This is a genomic window from Geodermatophilus sp. SYSU D00079, from assembly GCF_054050635.1.
This window is the reverse complement of sequence record NZ_JBJGZS010000038.1, coordinates 1-20,196: the sequence shown is the minus strand read 5'-3', so window position 1 is coordinate 20,196 and position 20,196 is coordinate 1. Positions and strand designations below refer to the sequence as shown.

21 protein-coding genes are annotated in these 20,196 nt (G+C 75.8%); 16 read left to right on the top strand and 5 right to left on the bottom strand.

Annotation, left to right across the window (positions count from 1 at the left end; all coding sequences use genetic code 11):
• Nucleotides 1–29: 29 nt before the first annotated feature.
• From ACI79E_RS21020 to ACI79E_RS21005, 4 genes are all read right to left on the bottom strand, one after another.
• The gene (locus ACI79E_RS21020; RefSeq protein WP_456934521.1) at nt 30–587 is read right to left on the bottom strand and encodes a hypothetical protein; all 558 of its coding nucleotides are present in this window, start codon (nt 585–587) and stop codon (nt 30–32) included.
• 110 nt (nt 588–697) lie between these two features.
• Nucleotides 698–1,066, bottom strand: a complete 369-nt coding sequence (locus ACI79E_RS21015; RefSeq protein WP_456934520.1) for a nuclear transport factor 2 family protein — start codon at nt 1,064–1,066, stop codon at nt 698–700.
• 53 nt (nt 1,067–1,119) lie between these two features.
• Nucleotides 1,120–1,758, bottom strand: coding sequence for a LuxR C-terminal-related transcriptional regulator (locus ACI79E_RS21010; protein WP_456934519.1), 639 nt, complete (start codon nt 1,756–1,758; stop codon nt 1,120–1,122).
• Between the two features lie 332 nt (nt 1,759–2,090).
• Nucleotides 2,091–2,786 carry a LuxR C-terminal-related transcriptional regulator gene (locus ACI79E_RS21005; RefSeq protein WP_456934518.1) on the bottom strand — a complete coding sequence of 232 codons (696 nt, stop codon included), beginning with the start codon at nt 2,784–2,786 and terminating at the stop codon, nt 2,091–2,093.
• Between the two features lie 417 nt (nt 2,787–3,203).
• Between ACI79E_RS21005 and ACI79E_RS21000 the strand changes: the two genes are divergently transcribed.
• From ACI79E_RS21000 to ACI79E_RS20925, 16 genes are read left to right on the top strand one after another with little or no spacing between them, the layout of a single operon-like run.
• Nucleotides 3,204–3,530: a TcmI family type II polyketide cyclase gene (locus tag ACI79E_RS21000; RefSeq protein WP_456934517.1), complete on the top strand. Its 327-nt coding sequence runs from the start codon at nt 3,204–3,206 to the stop codon at nt 3,528–3,530.
• Nucleotides 3,531–3,559: 29 nt separating this feature from the next.
• Entirely contained in the window at nt 3,560–5,278 is a 1,719-nt protein-coding gene (gene accA / locus ACI79E_RS20995) for an acetyl-CoA carboxylase carboxyl transferase subunit alpha (protein WP_456934516.1), read from the top strand.
• 1 nt (nt 5,279) lies between these two features.
• Entirely contained in the window at nt 5,280–5,810 is a 531-nt protein-coding gene (gene accB / locus ACI79E_RS20990) for an acetyl-CoA carboxylase biotin carboxyl carrier protein (protein WP_456934515.1), read from the top strand.
• Nucleotides 5,807–7,279 (top strand): acetyl-CoA carboxylase biotin carboxylase subunit, encoded by a 1,473-nt coding sequence (locus tag ACI79E_RS20985; RefSeq protein WP_456934514.1) that lies wholly within the window; start codon nt 5,807–5,809, stop codon nt 7,277–7,279. Before accB ends, ACI79E_RS20985 begins: the two co-directional genes overlap by 4 nt.
• A gap of 13 nt (nt 7,280–7,292) precedes the next feature.
• Entirely contained in the window at nt 7,293–7,556 is a 264-nt protein-coding gene (locus ACI79E_RS20980; protein WP_456934513.1) for an acyl carrier protein, read from the top strand.
• Between the two features lie 10 nt (nt 7,557–7,566).
• Nucleotides 7,567–8,091, top strand: coding sequence for an SRPBCC family protein (locus ACI79E_RS20975; RefSeq protein ID WP_456934512.1), 525 nt, complete (start codon nt 7,567–7,569; stop codon nt 8,089–8,091).
• The gene (locus tag ACI79E_RS20970) at nt 8,088–9,059 is read left to right on the top strand and encodes an ACP S-malonyltransferase (RefSeq protein WP_456934511.1); all 972 of its coding nucleotides are present in this window, start codon (nt 8,088–8,090) and stop codon (nt 9,057–9,059) included. The genes ACI79E_RS20975 and ACI79E_RS20970 overlap by 4 nt, the downstream gene beginning before the upstream one ends.
• On the top strand, nt 9,056–9,484 hold the full coding sequence (locus tag ACI79E_RS20965; RefSeq protein WP_456934510.1) for a cupin domain-containing protein: 429 nt from the start codon (nt 9,056–9,058) through the stop codon (nt 9,482–9,484). Before ACI79E_RS20970 ends, ACI79E_RS20965 begins: the two co-directional genes overlap by 4 nt.
• Nucleotides 9,481–10,776 carry a beta-ketoacyl-[acyl-carrier-protein] synthase family protein gene (locus tag ACI79E_RS20960; RefSeq protein WP_456934509.1) on the top strand — a complete coding sequence of 432 codons (1,296 nt, stop codon included), beginning with the start codon at nt 9,481–9,483 and terminating at the stop codon, nt 10,774–10,776. Before ACI79E_RS20965 ends, ACI79E_RS20960 begins: the two co-directional genes overlap by 4 nt.
• A complete protein-coding gene (locus tag ACI79E_RS20955) occupies nt 10,773–12,020 on the top strand; it encodes a beta-ketoacyl synthase N-terminal-like domain-containing protein (RefSeq protein WP_456934508.1) in 1,248 nt (415 codons plus the stop codon). Before ACI79E_RS20960 ends, ACI79E_RS20955 begins: the two co-directional genes overlap by 4 nt.
• A complete protein-coding gene (locus ACI79E_RS20950) occupies nt 12,017–12,358 on the top strand; it encodes an antibiotic biosynthesis monooxygenase family protein (protein ID WP_456934507.1) in 342 nt (113 codons plus the stop codon). The genes ACI79E_RS20955 and ACI79E_RS20950 overlap by 4 nt, the downstream gene beginning before the upstream one ends.
• Entirely contained in the window at nt 12,355–14,880 is a 2,526-nt protein-coding gene (locus ACI79E_RS20945) for an FAD-dependent monooxygenase (protein ID WP_456934506.1), read from the top strand. Before ACI79E_RS20950 ends, ACI79E_RS20945 begins: the two co-directional genes overlap by 4 nt.
• 43 nt (nt 14,881–14,923) lie before the next feature.
• Nucleotides 14,924–17,185 (top strand): oxidoreductase, encoded by a 2,262-nt coding sequence (locus ACI79E_RS20940; protein WP_456934505.1) that lies wholly within the window; start codon nt 14,924–14,926, stop codon nt 17,183–17,185.
• 24 nt (nt 17,186–17,209) lie between these two features.
• Nucleotides 17,210–17,446 (top strand): hypothetical protein, encoded by a 237-nt coding sequence (locus ACI79E_RS20935; protein ID WP_456934504.1) that lies wholly within the window; start codon nt 17,210–17,212, stop codon nt 17,444–17,446.
• A 32-nt stretch (nt 17,447–17,478) separates the two neighbouring features.
• Nucleotides 17,479–18,165 (top strand): hypothetical protein, encoded by a 687-nt coding sequence (locus ACI79E_RS20930; protein WP_456934503.1) that lies wholly within the window; start codon nt 17,479–17,481, stop codon nt 18,163–18,165.
• A 47-nt stretch (nt 18,166–18,212) separates the two neighbouring features.
• Nucleotides 18,213–18,905 (top strand): TcmI family type II polyketide cyclase, encoded by a 693-nt coding sequence (locus ACI79E_RS20925; protein ID WP_456934502.1) that lies wholly within the window; start codon nt 18,213–18,215, stop codon nt 18,903–18,905.
• Between the two features lie 93 nt (nt 18,906–18,998).
• Here the strand turns inward: ACI79E_RS20925 and ACI79E_RS20920 are convergent, their stop codons facing one another.
• Nucleotides 18,999–20,075 (bottom strand): alkene reductase, encoded by a 1,077-nt coding sequence (locus ACI79E_RS20920; RefSeq protein WP_456934501.1) that lies wholly within the window; start codon nt 20,073–20,075, stop codon nt 18,999–19,001.
• Between the last annotated feature and the right edge of the window lie 121 nt (nt 20,076–20,196).

Below are 20,196 nucleotides of genomic sequence, written 5' to 3'. Positions count from 1 at the left end.
GCCCTCGCCGTCCGGGCCGGGGCCGCTGCCTACCCGGCGCGCGCCTCGGCCCGGAGCGCGACGGCGGTGAGCAACTCCCATCGGATGGCGGAGCTGCCGGGCTGGACGGCGAGCCAGTAGAGGGCGAACCGCCGCCGCGTGCCCGGGTCGGTCGCCACGACCCGTGTCTCGCAGGTCAGCCGGGTGCCCCCGAGCGCCGGCGTCAGCCGGAACTCCATGCCCACCTTGACCCAGCCGGGCTCGGACCAGTCCCGCAGCTGCGCGGCGTCCAGCACGGGCGGGCGCTTGCCGGCGGTCAGCCGCCAGGCCTGCAGCGGCCCGCCGAACAGCACGTGCGACGGCGGGTCCGAGGCCAGCTCCGGGACGGGGACCACGTCGAGGAAGGTCCGGTCGAGCCCGAGGCGCCGGCGCCCCCGGCCGGCCAGCAGCACCGGCAGCGCGCGCACCGCGCTGAGCAGCAGGGACACCGGCAGCGACGAGAGCCTCAGCCGGTGCAGCTCCTCCCACACCACGGGCGGTGGCGCGTCGATCACCCGCGACTGGCGGGTGACGTGGTCGGCCACCGGCACGACGTCGTCGAGGTCCATGCGCCACGGTACGGCGGAACGGCACGGCGGCCAGGGCTCTCGTCGCGGCCCGTGACCGGACGGCGACGTCCGCCCCGACACGGCCCCGGGGAGCCGACCGCGTCCTCGGGTCACCCCACGAGCTTCCAGTAGGAGTCCTTGCGGCGGATGCGCCCGTCCGGCGCCAGGTCGAGCAGGTCGCAGCCGCGGACGCGCACCTCCTCCCCGTCGACGGTCGTGCCCGTCAGGAGCCAGCGCGAGACCGCGTGGTCGCCGCACGTCCAGTGCTCGTCCTCGCCGTAGTGCACGTCGGGGATCCCGGTGAACCGCGCCGCGAGCCCCTCCCGCACGGCGGCCCGGCCGCTGTAGCGCGTCCCCCAGGGGTCGGGGCCGCGCGGGGTCTCCAGGACGCAGTCGTCGGCGAAGAAGTCCATGATCCGGTCGAGGTCGTGCGCGTTGAACGCCGCCACGAACTCGCGGAGCCCTGCCTCGTCGGTCATGCGGCGAGTGTGCGCCGGGGGCCTCGCCGGGACGAGGGTCCGTGCCGTGCCGGTCAGGCCGCCGGGGAGCGGTCGCGGTTGACGAGGATCGCCAGCTGCGTGCGGGTCCGGACGCCGAGGCGGCGCATCGAGGCCGTGATGTGGCTCTTCACGGTGGACAGGCTCACGAACAGCCGGCAGGCGATCTCCTCGTTGCTCAAACCCTGGGCCACCAGCTCGGCCACGTCACGCTGCCGTTCGGTGAGCCGGTCCAGGGGGTGCTCCTCGGAGGAGAGCACGGCCTCGCGGAGGGCCAGGTAGCGCACCAGGTGCCGCGTGGCGGTGGTGTCCAGTGCGGCTCCGTGCCGGGCGAGCGCGCGGACGCCGTCGACCAGCCGTTGCGCGGCTGCCCGGCGCGGCAGGTACCCGCGGACCCCCGCCTGCAGGATGTCCATCAGCCGGGCACCGACGTCCGCGTCCGGCTCCGCGAGCACGAGCACCGCCGTGCTGCGCTGGCAGAGGGTGCGCAGCACCGGCAGGGTGGCGTCGTCCAGCAGCCCCTGCCGGACGACGACGACCTGCGCCGCCACGTCGCCGGCGACGTCCAGCGCCTCGCGCAGGTCACCGGTCTCCGCCACGACCGCCATGTCCGGTTCGGCCTCGAGGACGACCCGCAGCCCCAGCCGGAAGACCTCCTCGTCCTCGCACAGCACGACCCGCAGCAGGGCCGTGGGTGTCCGGGTGGCGCACGGCCGGGGCGGCGCCTCCGGTCGAGGCCCCCCTGATGGCCCGTCGTCACCCGCCGGCGCGTCGCGGGCCGGCTCCTCGGGGCGGCGCGGATGGGCGTTCGTGACCCGGGACCCAGCACCTGCCGCGGCGTGCGTCATACCGTCCCCCTGCGTGCCTACCGGCGAGATCTGCCGTTCGGTCTTCCTCTGGAGCGGCTCCGTGGATGCAGTGTCCTGCAGAAACCCCCCGGATCGTCCAGCCTCCTCACAGGCAGGTCACAGCGAGCGCCTCCCGGTGGGGACGACGGCGGGACGGCTCAGCGGCCCGGGCGCCGGGCCCGCCCCCGTTCGGCGGGCCGGCCGGCCTGGTGCACGTGGATGGCCAGCTGGGTGCGGTCGCGCAGGCCGAGGCGGCGCAGTGCCACCGTGATGTGCCCCTTCACGGTGGCCCGGCTCACCTGCAGGCGTGCGGCGATCTCCGCGTTGGTCAGCCCCTCCGCGACCAGCCGCGCGACGACCCACTGCCGGGCGGTCAGCGGGCCCGGGGCGGACTCGTCGTGACCGTCGGCATCCTGGCGGGCGTCGCCCAGACAGTGCAGCAGCTCACCGGCCACGCCGGCGTCGAGGACGGTCTCCCCGCGGGCCACCGCCCGCACGTGCTCGACCAGACGCTCCGGGCTCACGGTCGAGGGCACGTACCCCCGTGTCCCCGCCTGGAGCGCCTCGACCAGGTCGCTGCCGCCTCCGGTCTCACCGAGCAGGACGACGGCGATCCCCATCCCGGTCAACGCGCGCACCAGCTCCTGGACGACCGGGCCCTGAGCCCCGAGCCCGACGAGCGTGACGTCGGGGTGCAGGACGGTGGCCAGCGACAGCGCCTCGTCGGCGTCGGCGGCCTCGGCCACGACGGTGAGGTCGGGCGCCTGTCGGAACACGGCGCGCAGGCCGTGGCGCAGCACCTCGTGGTCGTCACAGATGAGCACGTGCAGCGGCCTGCCGCGACTGCTCGCCACTGGCCCGAGGACGCCCCCGCCCATACGCGTCAGCTCCGCTCCGGTCCGGCACCCGAGGGCGACGCCGCCAGGTGAGGTCCGGAAGGTAGGACGCGGACCGGACGAGCCGCCACAACCCCGTGCACCACCAGACCGGACGAGTCGGCGTGTTCAGACCCAGGTAGGGCCCCCGCCTAGTCCCGGAGGAGGGCCCCGTCCCCACCCGATGGCCGAGGCCGGCCCCCTCCACGCGGGCGACCTCGGTCGCCGGGACGAGGGGGACCCGCCTCAGGGCCGGGGGCCTCCCGCGCCCTCCGCCGCCAGGGGGTCCGGGCCCAGAACTCGACCTGCGGCCGATGTCGGCGCCGGGCTCTGCCGACCTAGCGTCGCCGCATCCCTCCCGCCCCTGTCCGGGGTCGTGGCGACGCTGGAGGTCCCGTGCACCAGACGATGATCATCGCGAAGATGGCGCCGACCGACGCCGACGACGTCGCCGCGGTCTTCGGCCGCTACGACGCGACCGCCATGCCGCACGAGATCGGCGTGCGGCGCCGGTCGCTGTACCAGTTCCACGGCCTCTACGTGCACCTCATCGACTTCGACCGGCCGGCGCCCGAGGCGATGCGGATCGCCCAGTCGCTGCCGGACTTCCGCGCGGTGAGCGAGGACCTCAAGCCCTACATCGAGGCCTACGACCCGAACTGGCGCTCACCGCAGGACGCGATGGCCCGCCGCTTCTACCACTGGACGTCGTCCGCCGAGTGAGCCCGGACCCCCGCGGCTGAGAGGCAGTCATGACACGCTCGGCACCCACTCCGGCCCCCGCCGGCCCCCTGCCCGGCCAGACGGGGTGGATCTGCTGCCCCGACTGCGGGTGGCTGCTCTACCGCAAGCGGCTCGACCGCAACCTGCAGGTCTGCCCGGAGTGCGACCACCACCTCCGGCTCGGCGCACGGGCGCGCATCGACCTGCTCGTGGACCCGGGGAGCTTCACCGCGACCGGCTTCCCGCCGGGCACGCCCGACCCGCTGTCCTTCACCGACCTGCGGAGCTACCCCGACCGGCTGGCCGAGGCCGAACGCCGGTCCGGCGAGTCGGAGGCCGTCGTCGTCGGGACGGCGCGCATCGGCGGGGTGGAGGCCGTGGTCGCCGTCATGGACTTCGGCTTCCTCGGCGGCAGCATGGGGGTCGAGGTCGGCCGCCGGGTGAGCCGGGCCGCCGGGCTGGCCCTCGAGCGGGGCCTCCCGCTGGTGACCGTCTGCGCGAGCGGCGGGGCCCGCATGCAGGAGGGCGTGTTCTCGCTCTTCCAGATGGCCCGCGTCAGCCAGGCCCTGGGCCGGCACCGCGAGGCCGGGCTGCTCTCGGTGTGCGTCCTCACCGACCCGACCTACGGGGGTGTGTCCGCCTCCTTCGCCACCCTCGCGTCGGTCCTGGTCGCGGAGCGGGGTGCGCACGTCGGCTTCGCCGGCCCGCGCGTGGTCCAGGAGACGATCCGGGCCGAGCTGCCCCGCGACTTCCAGACGGCCGAGTTCCTCCTGGGCCACGGCCTGGTCGACCGGGTGGAGAGCCGCGCGGAGCTGCGGCCCCTGCTGGTCCGGCTGCTCGCACTGCACGCCCGTCCCGGGTCCGGGGTGCCCGGGGAGCCGGAGGACGCCGGTGTCCCGGTCCCTGACGGCCCCCGGGAGGCCGACCCGTGGGACGTCGTCCAGCGGGCACGGGTCGTCGAGCGGCCCACGACCCTGGACTACCTGCACACGGCGTTCGACGACTTCGTCGAGCTGCACGGCGACCGCGCCTTCGCCGACGACCCCGCCGTGGTGGGCGGGGTCGCCTCGATCGGCGGCCGCACGGTCGTGGTCATCGGCCACGAGAAGGGGCACTCGGTCCGGGAGCGGGTGGCCCGCAACTTCGGCATGCCGCACCCCGAGGGGTACCGCAAGGCGCTGCGGCTGCTCGACCACGCCGAGACCTCCGGCCTCCCGGTCGTCACCCTCGTCGACACGCCCGGTGCCCACCCGGGGCCCCAGGCCGAGGAGCGCGGCCAGTCCCACGCGATCGCCGAGACGATCATGCGCAGCAGCCGGCTGCGGGTCCCCGTCGTCGCCGTGGTGACCGGGGAGGGCGGCAGCGGCGGCGCTCTCGCGCTGTGCACCTCCGACCGGCTGCTCGTGCTGGAGAACGCCTACCTGTCGGTCATCAGCCCCGAGGGCTGCGCCGCCATCCTGTGGCGGACGGCGGTGGCCGCGCCCGCCGCCGCCCGCGCCATGCGGCTCGGCGCGGCCCACCTGCAGGCCTCCGGGATCGCCACCTCCGTGGTCCCCGAACCCCCGGGCGGCGCCCACACCGACCCCTTGGCGGCCGCCCGGCTCCTGCGGGCGGCCCTGCTCCGCGAGCTCGCGGACGTGGGCCGGCTGGACCCGGCCGCCCTGCTGGACGCCCGGTCCCGCCGGCTGGCACGCATCGGCGGGGACGACGGCCGCGCGCTGCAGTCGGTGCTCCTGGCGGGGGACTGACATGGCCACCAGCGAGCGCACCCCGAGGTCGTCCGGCCCCGTGCCGGTCCCGGACGACGGGACACGGGACCTGCGGGAGGAGGTCGTGGCGCTGGCCCACGCCCTCCCCGGCGAGCTGCGCCGGCTGACCGTGCGCAGCGGGGACCGCGCCGTCGAGGTCGAGTGGGCCGCCGAGCCCGCCCCCGCCGACGGCGCACGCCCGGCCGTCGCCGGACGGCCCGCCCCGGCCGCGCCCGCCGACGTCGCGGTGGTCCCGGAGGGGACGACCGCCGTCCGGGCGCCCCTCGTCGGCACCTTCTACGCGGCGCCGTCCCCCGACGCCGACCCCTTCGTCCGGGTCGGTGACGAGGTCGAGCCGGGCCAGACCGTCGGGATCGTCGAGGCGATGAAGCTGATGAACCCGATCGTCGTCGACGAGCCGGGGGTGGTGGCCGAGCTCCTCGTCGGTGACGCCGAGTCGGTCGAGTACGACCAGGTCCTCATGCGCCTGCGGCCCGCGCGGCCCGGCCCGGGGACCGGGGGGCCGGCGTGATCAGCCGCCTGCTCATCGCCAACCGGGGCGAGATCGCCGTCCGGGTGGCCCGGGCGTGCCGCGAGCTGGGCATCGAGGTCGTGGCCGTGTACTCGACCGCCGACCGGGACTCCGCCGTCGTCGGCCTCGCCGACGAGGCCGTGCACATCGGCCCGCCGGCCCCCCGGCGCAGCTACCTGTACGTCCCCAGCATCGTGGAGGCGGCGCTGCGCACCGGCGCGGACGCCGTCCACCCCGGTTACGGGTTCCTCTCCGAGGACCCGGACTTCGCGGAGATCTGCGCCGGGGAGGGGCTGACCTTCGTCGGCCCCCCGCCGGAGGTCATGCAGCAGATGGGCAACAAGGCCACGGCGCGCCGGCTCATGGCCGACGCCGGCCTGCCGCTGCTGCCGGGCGTCGTGGAGCCGGTCCGCACCGTGGACGAGGGCCGGGAGGTCGCCGCATGCATCGGCTACCCGGTGATCATCAAGGCCGCGGCGGGCGGCGGCGGGCGCGGCATGACCGTCGTGCACGACCCGGCCGACTTCGCCACCGCCTTCCCCGCGACCCGGGCGACCGCCCGCGCGGTGTTCGGCGACCCGTCGGTCTACGTCGAGCGCTACCTCCCGGGCGCCCGGCACGTCGAGGTGCAGGTCCTCTGCGACGCGCATGGCAACGGCGTGTACCTCGGCGAACGGGACTGCTCGCTGCAGCGGCGGCACCAGAAGCTGCTGGAGGAGGGCCCGGCCGGCCACCTCAGCCCCGCGCAGCGCGCCGAGATCGGCCGGCTGGCGGTCCACGGCGCGCTCTCGGTCGGGTACACCGGCGCCGGCACGATGGAGTTCCTGGTGGACGGCTCCGGGGCCGCGTACTTCATGGAGATGAACGCCCGGATCCAGGTCGAGCACCCGGTCACCGAGCTGCTCACCGGCGTGGACCTCGTCCGGGAACAGCTCCTCGTGGCCTCGGGACGGCGCCTGCAGCTCCGCCAGGAGGACGTCGTCCCGCGCGGTGTGGCGATCGAGTGCCGGATCAACGCGGAGGACCCCGCGCGGGGCTTCGCCCCCGCACCCGGGCGGCTGGACGTCCTGCAGGTCCCCGACGGGCCCTGGACCCGGTTCGACACCGGGTACCGGCAGGGCGACGTCGTGAGCCCGGACTACGACTCGCTGCTCGGCAAGCTCGTCGTCTGGGCCCCCGACCGGGAGCAGGCGATCCGCCGGATGGACCGGGCGCTGGCCGAGACGCGGGTCGAGGGCCCCGGCGTGCGCACCACCATCGCCCTGCACCGGGCGCTGCTGCGCGACCCCGACGTCTGCGCGGACCGCCACGACGTCCAGTTCGTCGACCGGGAGCTGCCCGCGCTGCTCGCCCGCGCGGCGGCCCTCGCGGGGGACCGCGTCCCCGGCATCCCCTCCCCCCACCGCCCGTCCCTCCAGCTCGTCCAGACCCCGGCCGGCACCGTCCGGCCGGCTCCCTCCACCTCCTGAGAGGACCGACGCCATGCCCGGCACGACCTTCACCCTCGACGACCTCATGGACCTGCTCACCGCGAAGGCCGGGCTGCCCGCCACGGCTCGCACGACGGACCCCGGCGCGCGGTTCGAGGACATCGGCCTGGACTCGCTGGCCTTCCTGTCCATGCAGACCGCACTCCAGGACCGCTACGGGACCGAGATGCCCGACGACAGCCCCGGCCGCTACACGCTCGGCGAGATCGTCGAGACGGTCAACAGCGCGGCGCAGCGCCCGGCCGGGATGGCCTGAGGGGGATCCGGTGAGCATCCTCGAGCCCGGGACCCGCACGGCCGGGCACACGGACAACTCGGTCTACATCGACGCGGACATCGACCACGTCTGGCGCATGACCAACGACCTGCCGTCGTGGCCGCAGCTGTTCACCGAGTACAGCGAGGTCGAGATCCTCGCCTCGACCGACACCTGGTTCCGTTTCCGGCTCAAGATGCACCCGGACGACACCGGGCGCGTCTGGAGCTGGGTCTCCGAGCGGACCCTCGACGAGGCGGCCCACGAGGTGCGGGCCCGTCGGGTCGAGCCGGGGCCGTTCGAGTTCATGGACATCCGGTGGACCTACGAGCCCGAGGGCCGCGGCACCCGGATGCGGTGGGTCCAGGACTTCCGGATGCGGCCGGAGGCCCCCGTCGACACCGAGGGCATGACCCGGCGGATCGACGCCAACACCAAGGTCCAGATGGGCGTCATCCGCGACAAGGTCGAGGCCGCCGCCGTCCGGCCCGAGGTGGGGGCGACCGCGGACCGGCCTCCGGAGTCGGCGTCGTGACCAGCGGCCTCGGTCCGGCCGCCGTCGTCCTCGCCGGGGAGAGCGGCGCCCGCGCCGGAGCCCTCGACGCCTGGCTGTCGGACGGGCCGGCACGGCAGGTCGTGGCCGAGGCCGGCGCGGTGGTGGGCCGGGACGTGGCCGAGTGGTGGCGCGACCCGCTCAACGTGGTCGACCCGGTCGCCGCCCACGTCGAGGTCCTGGTCACCGGGGTCGCGGGCTTCCGCAGCCTGACCGCCCGCGGGCTCGATCCGGTCGTCGTCGCCGGGCACGGCGTGGGTGAGTTCGCCGCCCTGGTCGCCGCCGGCGCCCTGCCCCTCGACCAGGTCGTGGAGCTCGTCCACGAGCGCGCCGAGCTGCTGGCCCTGGCGCCGCGCCCGTCCTGCGCGGGCATGGCCGCCGTCGTGGGCCCGGGGGCCGGCGACGTCGCCCGCGCGGTCGTCGCCGACGTGGGCCGCTCGGGCCCCCTGGCCGTCTCCTCCCTCGACGGCCCGGCCCAGGTCGTGCTCTCCGGCGGGAGCGGCGAGCTGGCCCGGGCGCGGGAGGCGGTGCTCGCCGCCGGCCTGGAGATGGTCCGGCTGCCCGGGCGGGCGGCCTGCCACGGCCCGCTGGTGGCGCAGGTGGCCGAGCACCTCGCCCCGGCGCTGGCGGCCCTCGACTGGTCGGTGCCCGACGTGCCCGTCGTCCCGAACGCGGCGGGCCGGCCGACGCGGGACCCCGGGCAGCTGGCCCGGTGCCTGCGGGCCCACCTGACCTCGCCCGTGCTGTGGGAGGCGACGTCCCGCGCGCTGGTCGAGGCCGGCGCGACCTGCGTCGTGGAGGTGGGTCCCGCCCCGTACCTCGGACCCCTCGTCCGGCAGGTCCACCCCGACCTCCCGGTGCTGCTCGCCGCGGCACCGGGGACGCCCGTCCCGACCGACCAGCCGGAGCCCGCCCTCGCGGGCCCGGTCCCGACCGGAGGAGAGACATGACCACCATCCAGCACGCCCCCACGGCCGTGCGCTGCGGGCCCACCGTGCACCGGTCGGACACCCCGCCCAACCGCCGGCGGGGCGGGGACATCCGCGTCCTGCTCTCCCCCGCGAGCGTCGGGGCCACCGCCGGCTTCCTGGGCACCCTCACCCTCGAGCCCGGCGAGGTGGTCACCGAGCACTGGCACCCGTACTCCGAGGAGTTCCTCTACTGCCAGAGCGGGGACGTCCTGCTCACCCTCGACGGCGAGGAGCGGCGGCTGACCACCGAGTCGGCCGTCCACATCCCGATCGGCGTGCGGCACCGCATCGTCAACGACTCCTCGGCGACGGCGACGTTCGTCTTCCTCTGCGGCCCGCTGGCGCCGCGGCCGGAGCTCGGTCACGTCGACACCGAGCTCCCCGGCCCGGCCGGCCTCCGGTGAGCGCCCCCCGGCGCCGGGTCGTCGTCACCGGGATCGGCGTGGTCGCCCCCGGGTCGATGGGCCGGGAGGGCTTCTGGGACATGATCACCGCCGGCCGGACGGCGACCCGGCGGATCACCTTCTTCGACCCCAGCCGCTTCCGGTCGCAGGTGGCCGCGGAGGTCGACTTCGACGGGCAGCGGCTCGGCCTGACCGCCCAGGAGGTGCACCGCAACGACCGCTTCGTGCAGATGGCCCTCGTCGCCGCGGACGAGGCGGTCGCCGACAGCGGCCTGACGCTGGGCACCGGCGGCGCCGACGACGCCCCCGACCCCGAACGGGTGGGCATCACGCTCGGCAGCGCGGTGGGTGCCACGATGCGGCTGGAGCAGGAGTACGTGGCGGTCAGCGACGCCGGCACCCACTGGCTGGTGGACCCCCGCTACGCCTCCCGCTTCCTCCACCACGCGCTGGTGCCCAGCTGCGGCGCGACGGAACTGGCGGTGCGCTTCGGCGCCCACGGGCCCGCCACGGTGGTCTCCACCGGGTGCACCTCGGGCATCGACGCGGTCGGCTACGGCAGCCAGCTGGTCGAGGACGGCGACGCCGACGTCGTCCTCGCCGGGGCCAGCGACGCCCCGATCTCGCCGATCTCGATGGCCTGCTTCGACACGATCCGGGCGACGACGGGCAACAACGCCGACCCCGAGCACGCCGCCAGGCCCTTCGACGCCCGCCGGGACGGCTTCGTCATGGGCGAGGGGGCCGCGGTGCTGGTCCTCGAGGAGCTCGAGCACGCCCGTCGGCGCGGGGCGGAGGTGTACTGCGAGGTCAGCGGCTACGCCAACCGCTGCAACGCCTTCCACATGACCGGCCTCCGGCCCGACGGCACGGAGATGGCCGAGGCCATCCGCCAGGCGCTGGACCAGGGCCGCATCGACCCCGGCGAGGTCGGCTACGTCAACGCCCACGGCTCCGGCACCAAGCAGAACGACCGGCACGAGACCGCGGCGGTGCACCGGAGCCTCGGCCCGGCCGCCGACCGGGTGGCGATGAGCTCGATCAAGTCGATGATCGGCCACTCGCTCGGCGCGATCGGCTCGATCGAGGTCGCCGCGACGGCGCTGGCGGTGCAGCGCGGCGTCCTGCCGCCCACGGCCAACTACGAGGTCCCCGACCCCGAGTGCGACCTCGACTACGTCCCCGGGGTGGGCCGCGAGCAGAAGGTCGACGTCGCGGTGTCGGTCGGCAGCGGGTTCGGCGGCTTCCAGTCGGCCATCGTGCTGGCCAGCCCCACGCGGAGGACGGCATGAGCGGGCTGCTGGTCACGGGCATCGGCGTCGTCGCCCCCACCGGGGTGGGCGCCGAGGCGCACTGGGCGTCGCTGGTCCGCGGTGAGCCGGCGATCGGGCCGATCGAGGGCTTCGACCCCACGCGGTACGGCATCACGCTGGCCGGGCAGGTGCGCGGCTTCGTGCCCGAGGAGCACGTCGCCCCCCAGCTGCAGGTGCAGACCGACCGGTGGACGTGGATGTCGCTGGCCGCGGCCACGATGGCCGCCGAGGACGCCCGCTACGAGGCCCCGGACGACGCCTACGCGACGTCGGTGTTCCTCGCCTCCGGGTCCGGTGGCAACGAGTTCAGCCAGCACGAGATCCAGGGCCTGTGGGCCAAGGGGCCGCGGTCGGTCGGCGCCTACCAGTCGATCGCCTGGTTCTACGCGGCCAGCACCGGCCAGATCTCCATCCGCGACGGCTACAAGGGCCCCTCCGGCGTCGTCGTCAGCGAGGGCGCCGGGGGGCTGGACAGCATCGGGTGGGCCCGCCGGGTCACCCGCCGCGGCACCCCGGCGGTGCTCGTGGGCGGCACCGAGGCGGGGCTGTGCCCCTACGCCCTGCTGTGCCAGGCGACCAGTGGCCGCCTGTCGACGGCCACCCGCCCCGAGGAGGCATACCTGCCGTTCGACCGGCGGGCCAACGGCCACGTCGTCGGCGAGGGCGGCGCGATCCTGCTGGTGGAGGAGCCCGCCGCCGCGCGGGCCCGCGGGGTGACCCGGGTGTGGGGCGAGGTCGCCGGCTACGGCGCCACCCACGACGCGCACCACCCGGAGGACCCCGCCCCCGACGCGACCCAGTACGCGCGGGCGATCCGGCTCTCGCTCGCCGACGCCGGGGTGACCCCGGACGAGGTGGACCTCGTCATCGCCGACGGCGCCGGGACGCCGGAGCTGGACGCGCTGGAGCTCGCCGCGGTCGCCGACGCGTTCCGGGGGCGGTCGACGCCGGTGCCGGTGACCGCACCGTCGTCCTGGACCGGCCGGCTGATGGCCGGCGGGTCGGCGCTCGACGTCGCCACCGCCCTGCTGGCCATGCGCGACGGGATCGTCCCGGGGACCGCCTTCCTCGACCAGCCGGTCGACGCGCCCGGCGTCGACCTCGTGCAGGGCAGCCGGGTGCGGGAGCTGTCGACCGTGGTGGTCCTGGCCCGCGGCCACGGCGGCTTCAACAGCAGCCTGGTGCTGCGCCGGCACCGCGGGTCCGCGGAGGACCCGGCATGACCGGCCGCGCGGCCGGCGTCCGGACGATGCTGCGGATGCGGGCCCGGGAGGGCTGCGAGGCGGCGTTCGAGGCGGCCTGGCGCCAGGCCGCGGCCGAGATCGCCCGCGTGCCCGGCAACCTGCGCCAGGAGCTCCTCCGTGACGCCGACGACCCGCGGACGTTCCTCATCACCGCGGACTGGGCCGACCGCGCCGCCGTCGACGCCTTCGGTCGCAGCAGCGCCCGCGAGACGCTCACCGCGGCCCTGCGGGACCTGCGCGAGGACGCCGCCCGCAGCACCTACGAGGCGCTGGCCACCGTCCCGGGCCGGCCGGCCCCGGAGGAGGGGCCGGCATGACCCCCCTCGCGACCGGGCCGGGTGAGCAGCCGGGGGTGCGGACCACCCTGCGGCTGCGCGCCCGGGCGGGGTGCGAGGCGGAGCTCGAGGCCGCCTGGCGCCGCGCCACTGCCGAGATCGCCCGGGTGCCGGGCAACCTCCGGCAGGAGCTCAGCCGCGACGCCCACGACCCCCGCACCTTCCTGCTCACCAGCGACTGGACCGACCAGGCCGCGGTCGACGCGTTCACCCGCAGCGGCGCCGCCGAGACGCTCACCGCGGCGCTGCACGACCTGCGCGAGGACGCCGATCGCAGCACCTACGAGGTGCTGCACACGGTCCCCGGCGACACCGGCCTGCACATCCGGGTCGACATCCAGACGACGGTCGGCCCGGGCGAGGAGGAGCTCTTCGAGCGCGCCTACGCCCGGACCGTGGAGCGGCTGCGCGGCACCCCGGGGCTGATCCGGGAGGAGCTGCTCAAGGAGCCCGACGCGCCGGTCTACCACATCTTCGCCGAGTGGGAGAGCGAGCGGCACTTCACCAACTGGGTCGACGACCCGTCGCACGCCGACCAGAGCGCGGCGCTCATCCGGTGGCTGTCGGTCGACTTCGACCGGCGGGTGTTCGAGCTGCGCTACCGGCCACCGGAGCACCGCGGCGACCCGTGGGCCGCCCCCTCCTCACTCCCGGCGCCGGTGGGGGTCCGGTCCGGGGCGCCGCCGGCCCGGCAGGAGCCGGTCGCCCCCCGACCGGCCGCCCCCCAGCCGGTCCCGCCGACGCCGGTCCTCCCGGCGCCGGTCCCCAGCGCCACCGTGCAGGAGTTCGTGGAGGAGCCGGACGACGGGCACGCGACCGCCGCGGCCGCCCCGCCGGTCCCCGACGGCGCAGGCCCCGCTCCGGGCCGCCCCGCGGAGGTGCTGGTGGTCGGCGCCGGGCCGGCCGGCATGACCCACGCCATCGAGCTCGCCCGGCGCGGCATCGCCGTCCGGGTGGTCGACAAGCGGGCGCAGGCGGCGACCCAGGCCGACAAGGCCATCGGCATCCACTGCCGGACGATGGAGATCTGGGAGGACCAGGGCATCGTCACCGACGCCATGGACGCCGGGATCTGGCTCCACGGCCAGACGGTGTTCGTCAACGGCGTGCAGACCCACCAGGTCGACTGGGCCGGCCTCGACGAGCTGCCCTACGCCCACCTCGGGCTGCCGCAGTACGAGACCGAGCGCCTGCTGGCCGAGCGGCTGACCTCCCTCGGCGTCCCCGTGGAGCGGGGGGTGGAGCTGGTCGACCTCACCCAGGACGCCGACGGCGTCACCGCCCGGCTGCGGCGCACCTCCGGCGAGGTCGAGGCCTGCCGGACCCGGTACCTGGTGGGGTGCGACGGCGCCCACAGCGCCGTGCGCGCCCAGCTGGGCCTCACCTTCCAGGGCGGCCTGTCGATGTTCCCGCAGCTGTTCATGCTGGGCGACGTCGACGTCGACTGGGACCTGCCGGCCGGCCACCTGGTCCGCTTCGTGCGCATCGAGGACGACGGCGCGTTCACCGGCATGCTGGTCTGCGTCCCGCTCAAGGGGCGCAACCGCTACCGCATCGCCACCCTGGCCCCCGAGCGGTGGCAGGAGGCGGTCGGCTCCGGTGTGGTGCCGCCCGGGTTCTGGCAGGAGTACGAGCCGCCGACGCTGGCCGACATCCAGGCCGCCGTCGACGACCTGGGGCCGGCCGGGACGACGGCGAGCAACCTGCGCTGGTCGTCGATCTTCCGCATCAAGCACGGCATCGTCGACTCCTACCGGCGTGGCCGGGTCTTCGTCGCCGGGGATGCCGCGCACCTGCACCCGCCGGCGGGCGGGCAGGGCATGAACACCGGCATCCAGGACGCCTGGAACCTCGGCTGGAAGCTGGCCCTCGCCGTGCGGGGGCGGGCCGCCCCGGGGCTGCTGGACAGCTACGAGGCCGAGCGCCGACCCGCGGGGAAGGCCATCGTCGACCGGGCCGTGGCCATCGCGTTCACCGACGAGATGGACATGGCCGACGAGAAGGCGCAGTTCCTGCTCGAGATGCAGATGACGATGAACTACGCCGGCAGCCCGCTGGTCGGGCAGACGCCCGGGTTCACCGCCGGGCCGGAGCCCGGGCACCGGGCGCCGGACGTGCACGGCCTGCGGCGCTCCGGGGTGGCCCACCCGCTGCGGCTGTTCGACCTGACCCGCGGCACGCGGACGACCCTGCTGCTCTCCGCCGACGCCACGGTGTCGGAGGACCAGGTGCTCGACCTGGAGAAGCTGGCCGTCGCCGTCCGGCAGCAGGGCCACGGGGAGGTCGCCGCCTACCTCGTCGCCGCACCCGACGCGCGGGTGCCGCAGCTCGTCGACCTCCCGGTGGTGCGCGACACCGACCGCGCCTACGCGGCCGCCTACGGCGTGGACGGCGCCGGGACGGCGGCCTACCTGGTCCGCCCCGACGGCCACGTCGGCTTCCGCGCCCGCCCGGTCGCGGAGGCCGCGCTCCGCGAGCACCTGGCCGGGGTCTTCGCGCCGTGACCCGCCCCCCGCACCGCCGCCGACCGCACCCCGAGGAGACGACATGACCCAGACCGTGCAGCGACCGGGCGGGACGCCGGACGTCCCGGCCGACGTCGTCCCGGGGGGCGAGATCTACACGCCGGAGTTCCGGGCCGACCCCTACCCGGTCTACGCCCGGCTGCGCGCCGAGCGGCCGGTGGTGAAGGTGCGGACGCCGCGCTTCGACTCGTTCCTGGTCACCCGCTACGAGGACGCCCGCCAGGCGCTGTCGGACCCGCGGCTGTCCAAGGACCTGTACCGCGCGGGGGACACCTACCTCGCGGTGTTCGGGGAGAAGGCCCGGCAGATCAACACGAACATGCTCAACTCCGACCCGCCGGAGCACAGCCGCCTGCGCCGCCTGGTGACGCAGGCGTTCACCCCCCGGCGCATCGAGGCGATGCGTCCCCGGGTCGAGCAGATCGTGGAGGAGCTGCTCGACCGGATCGCGCCGCGCGGGCGGACCGACCTCGTCGACGAGTTCGCGCTGCGGCTGCCGCTGGCCGTGATCGGCGACCTGCTCGGCATACCCGAGGCCGACCACGGGGAGATCCTCGCCGGGACCCAGGTCATCCGGACCGTCGGCACCGGCGGGCGCAGCCCGCAGGAGGACCGGGCGGCGATCGGGCAGGCCCAGGAGCGGCTGCACGCCTACTTCACCGGCCTGGTGGCGGCCAAGCGGCGCGCGCCCGGCGAGGACCTGGTGAGCGCCCTGATCGCCGCCCGCGACGGGGACGGCCGGCTGTCGGAGGCCGAGCTGGTGTCGACGTGCTTCCTGCTGCTGTTCGCCGGCTACCAGACCACCTCGGACTTCCTCGGCAACGCCGTGGTCGCGCTGCTGACCCACCCCGGGCAGATGGCGGAGCTGCGGTCCGACCCCGACCTGCTCCCCGCCGCCGTGGAGGAGCTGCTGCGCTTCGACGGGTCGGTCCCGGTGTCGAGCTTCCGGTTCGCCACCGAGGACCTCGAGATCGGCGGCGTGCCGATCCCCGCCGGTTCGATCGTGACGATCGTGCTGAGTGCGGCCAACCACGACCCCGCGCTGGTCCCCGACCCGGATGCCCTCGACCTGCGCCGCGGTCCCACGCCGCACATGTCCTTCGGCCACGGCGTCCACTACTGCCTGGGCACCGCGCTCGCCCGGCTCGAGGCGACGACGGCGCTGCGGCGGATCCTCGTCCGCCTCCCGGACCTCCGGCTCGACGTCCCGGTGGAGGAGCTGCAGTGGCTGCCGGCCGCGTCGGCCTTCCGGGGGCTGCTCGAGCTCCCGCTGCGCTTCACCCCCACCCCGGCCGGCGGGGCCCGGACGGCCCCGGTCACCACAGCAGCCCCGGTCAGCACGACGCCGGTCACCGCGGAGCGGTCCGGACGGTTCCCCCTCGGCGACCGGCCCGTGGCGCGCCTGGGCTTCGGGTGCATGAAGCTCACCGGGCACCGGCTGATGGGTCCGCCGGCCGACCGGGACGCCGCACTGGCGGTGCTGCGCCGCGCCGTCGAGCTGGGCGTCGAGCACCTCGAGACCAGCGACCACTACGGCCCGCGGATCGTCAACGAGCTGGTCCGCGAGGCGCTGCACCCGTACCCGGAGCAGCTCGTCGTCGTCACCAAGGTCGGTGCCCGCCGCACCCCGGACGGCGGCTGGATCCCCGCCCTGCAGGCCGACGAGCTGCGCCGGGGCGTGGAGGAGGACCTCGCCACGCTGGGGGTCGACGCCCTGGACGTGGCCCTCCTGCGGATGCCGGGCCTGGGCGAGCCGCAGCCCGGCGCGATCGTCGAGCCGTTCGAGGCCCTGGCCCGGCTGCAGCAGGAGGGCCTGGTCCGCCACCTCGGGGTGAGCCACGTGACCGCCGCGCAGGTGGCCGAGGCCCGGGCGATCGCCCCGCTGGCCTGCGTGCAGGACCACTACAACCTGGTCCACCGGGACGACGACGGCCTGATCGACGCCCTCGCCGCGGAGGGCACCGCCTTCCAGTCGATGGAGGGCATCTCGTACACGACGTTCTTCCCGGTGCGCGACCTCGCCCCCGAGCAGGCGGCCGTCCTCGACGCGGTGGCGCAGCGCGCGGGCGGGACCCGGACGCAGGTGGCCCTGGCGTGGCTGCTCGCGCGCTCCCCCAACCTGCTGGTCATCCCCGGCGCCACCACGGTCGACCAGCTGGAGGAGAACGTGGCCGCGGCGGCGCTCGCGCTCGACCCGCTGGAGGCCGCGGAGCTGGACCGCCTCGCCGGCGTCGGCGGAACGGTGCCGCCGCCCCGCGGTCCGCACGCCCCACCCACCCCCTGAGACCGGCGCCCGAGGAGGCCCGCGATGGACGTGTCCACGCTCAGCGACCCCGCACTGCCGCCCTTCCCGCGCCGGCGGTGGGCCGCCGTCGGCGCGACCCTCGGCCACCGGCTGCTGACCGGCCTGGTGCTCGCCGGCGCCGCGACCGTCCCCGGGGGGTGGGGCCCCGGCGGGTGGGAGCGGTGCTGGGCCGGCGGGTGGGACGGCTGGTGGGCACCGGCGCCCGACCCCCGCGACGCCGACGACCTGCTCGACCGGTGACGCCCGACCCGACCGACGTGGAGGAGGCCCCGATGGACCGATCCGACCCGGATGCCCACCGGCACGGCGGAGCGCCGTCCGGCCGTTCCCGGCGGTGGCTCGCCGCCGGGCTGGCCGTCGGCGCGGGGGTGCTGGCCGGGGTGCTCGTCTCCGGTGCGGTGCAGTCGCGCGCCGACGACCCTCCGGCGCCCATGGCCCTGCTCCCCGTGATGTCGACCGACCTGGGCTGGGACTGGCGCTCGTGGTGGCCCGGCTCGCCGCCGGACGGGGACGCCGTACCCGCGGACGCCGCCGCGCGGGTGCGGGAGGCGGTGACCGCCCGGGACCCGGGAGCCACCGTGGGGTGGGTCCGGCCGGACGCCGCCGGTGGCTACGTCGCCCACGGGCACACCGCCGACGGCGCGCACGTCACCTGGTTCCTCGACGGCGGCTTCGCCGTCACCGGCACCGAGGACCGCCCCGAGCACGACCGCGGCCGGCGCGACGGCGACTGGCGCAATGGGGACTGGCGCAATGGGGACCTGCCCGCGGACACCGCCGCGCGGGTGCGGGACGCCGTGACCGCCCGCTTCCCCGGCGCCGCGGTCTGGCGCGTGGAGTCCGACGGCGCGGGCGGCTACCGCGCCAAGGCCGACACCCGCACCGGTGGCGAGGACGACGTCCTCGTGCACCTGGACGCCTCCTTCGCCGTCACCGGGACCGAGCCCCTGCCCCGGTGAGGACGCCCACCCCGACCGACACAGCCCGACCCATCGAGGAGGAAACCGTGACCTTCCGACCGTTCCGCAACGTGATCGTCTGCCGCATGGTGCCCGGCAGCGAGGACGAGGTGGGCCCCGTCTTCGCCTACTACGACAAGACCACCCGGCCCCAGGACCTGGGCGTCATCGGGCGGTACCTGCTGTCGCACGACGACCTCTACATCCACGTCATCGAGCGCAAGGAGGACCCGGCGATCTCGGGCCAGCGCCGCGGCCTGCCCGCGTTCCAGCAGATCGCGGAGAAGATCGCGCCCTACGTGACGCCCTACCCCAGCTACTGGGAGAACCCGTCGCACTCGGTCGCCAAGCCGTTCTACGCGTGGGTGCCCGACGGTGACGTGCCCGAGGACCGGGAGCTGACCGTCATCGTCCAGCGGATGAAGCCCGGCGCCGAGGAGGACATCGCCCGGGTGTTCGCCGACTCCGACGCCGGCCCCCTGCCGGTCGAGACGGGCGTGACCGGCCGCTGGCTGTTCTCGATGGAGGACGTCTTCGTCCACCTGCTGGAGCAGGACCCGCAGAAGGCCGCCGCCGTGCGGGCGAACCACGAGTCCCACCGGCCGGCGTTCGCCCGGATCATGGAGGACCTCAGCCCGTACCTGAGCCCGTACCGGCCCGACACCTGGCAGACCCCGCGGGACTCCGTCGCCACGGTGTTCCACCGCTGGCAGGCCGAGGACTGGCGGCCCGGGGACTGACCGGGCGAGCACGCGACGAGGGCCCTCCCGACCTGGTCGAGAGGGCCCTCGGCGTGCGGTGCGGCCTTCGTGGCCACGATGGCCGGAGGTGGGTCAGCCAGCCTTGAGCGTGGGGTAGTCGGTGTAGCCCTCGGCGCCGGGCGCGTAGAACAGGTGCGCCCGGATGTCGTTCTCCGGGTGCTCCCCGGCCCAGCGCTCGACCAGGTCGGGGTTGGCGATGACGGCCCGACCGACGGCGACGGCCTCGGCGTGCGCGGCCTCGATGAGGGCCACCGCCTCGTCGCGGGTGGTGACGGTGCCGAAGCCGCTGTTGGCGACCAGCGGGCCGCCGAAGCGGCGGCGCAGCTCCTGCACCAGCTCACCGGCGGGCTCCCGGTGCAGCACGCTCAGGTAGGCCAGGCCCAGCGGGGCCAGCTGGTCGAGCAGCGAGCCGTAGGTGGCGAGGACGTCGGCGCGGTCGGTCTCGACCGCGTCCTGGATGTCGTGCTCCGGGGAGATGCGCAGGCCGACCTTGCCGGCGCCGATCGCCGCGGCCACCGCCGTCACGACCTGCACGACGAAGCGCGCGCGGTTCTCCGGCGTGCCGCCGTACTCGTCGGTGCGCTGGTTGGACGCGGGCGACAGGAACTCGTGCAGCAGGTAGCCGTTGGCGCCGTGCACCTCCACGCCGTCCAGGCCGGCCTCCATGGCGCGGCGGGCGGCGGTGACGAAGTCCTGCACCGTCGCGCGGGCCTCGGCGACGGTCAGCGCGTGCGGCACCGGGTAGGGCTGCTTGCCCTTCTCCGTGTGCCCCTCACCGTTGATGGCGATGGCGCTGGGCGCGACGACGCGGCGGCCGCCGTTGACGTCGGGGTGGGTGACCCGGCCGCCGTGCATCACCTGCATCACGATCCGGCCGCCGCGGGCGTGCACCGCCTCGGCCACGCGGCGCCAGCCCTCGACCTGCTCGTCGGTGACGATGCCGGGCTGGCCGACGAACGCCTGCGACTCGTGGTTGGGGTAGGTGCCCTCGGTGATGATCAGGCCGACGCCGGCGCGCTGCCGGTAGTGCTCGACGACGAGGTCGCCGGGGACGCCGGACGCGCCGGAGCGCATGCGGGTCAGCGGGGCCATGACGACGCGGTTGGCGAGCTCGAGGTCGCCGAGGGTCACAGGGGAGAACAGGTCCACGGAGGAGTCCAAGGGACCCGGCCGGGGCGCCCATTCCGGAACGCGACGGGCATCACGGCGCGGGCCGACCGCCTCTGCCGGCGTTCCCCGTGCCCTGCCGGTGCTGCAGCACCGGCAGGGC

Coding starts and splice junctions, on each gene's coding strand:
- ACI79E_RS21020 (WP_456934521.1), bottom strand. CDS start 587: ATGGACCTCGACGACGTCGTGCCGGTGGCCGACCACGTCACCCGCCAG.
- ACI79E_RS21015 (WP_456934520.1), bottom strand. CDS start 1,066: ATGACCGACGAGGCAGGGCTCCGCGAGTTCGTGGCGGCGTTCAACGCG.
- accA (WP_456934516.1), top strand. CDS start 3,560: ATGACACGCTCGGCACCCACTCCGGCCCCCGCCGGCCCCCTGCCCGGC.
- accB (WP_456934515.1), top strand. CDS start 5,280: ATGGCCACCAGCGAGCGCACCCCGAGGTCGTCCGGCCCCGTGCCGGTC.
- ACI79E_RS20980 (WP_456934513.1), top strand. CDS start 7,293: ATGCCCGGCACGACCTTCACCCTCGACGACCTCATGGACCTGCTCACC.
- ACI79E_RS20965 (WP_456934510.1), top strand. CDS start 9,056: ATGACCACCATCCAGCACGCCCCCACGGCCGTGCGCTGCGGGCCCACC.
- ACI79E_RS20955 (WP_456934508.1), top strand. CDS start 10,773: ATGAGCGGGCTGCTGGTCACGGGCATCGGCGTCGTCGCCCCCACCGGG.
- ACI79E_RS20950 (WP_456934507.1), top strand. CDS start 12,017: ATGACCGGCCGCGCGGCCGGCGTCCGGACGATGCTGCGGATGCGGGCC.
- ACI79E_RS20945 (WP_456934506.1), top strand. CDS start 12,355: ATGACCCCCCTCGCGACCGGGCCGGGTGAGCAGCCGGGGGTGCGGACC.
- ACI79E_RS20940 (WP_456934505.1), top strand. CDS start 14,924: ATGACCCAGACCGTGCAGCGACCGGGCGGGACGCCGGACGTCCCGGCC.
- ACI79E_RS20935 (WP_456934504.1), top strand. CDS start 17,210: ATGGACGTGTCCACGCTCAGCGACCCCGCACTGCCGCCCTTCCCGCGC.
- ACI79E_RS20930 (WP_456934503.1), top strand. CDS start 17,479: ATGGACCGATCCGACCCGGATGCCCACCGGCACGGCGGAGCGCCGTCC.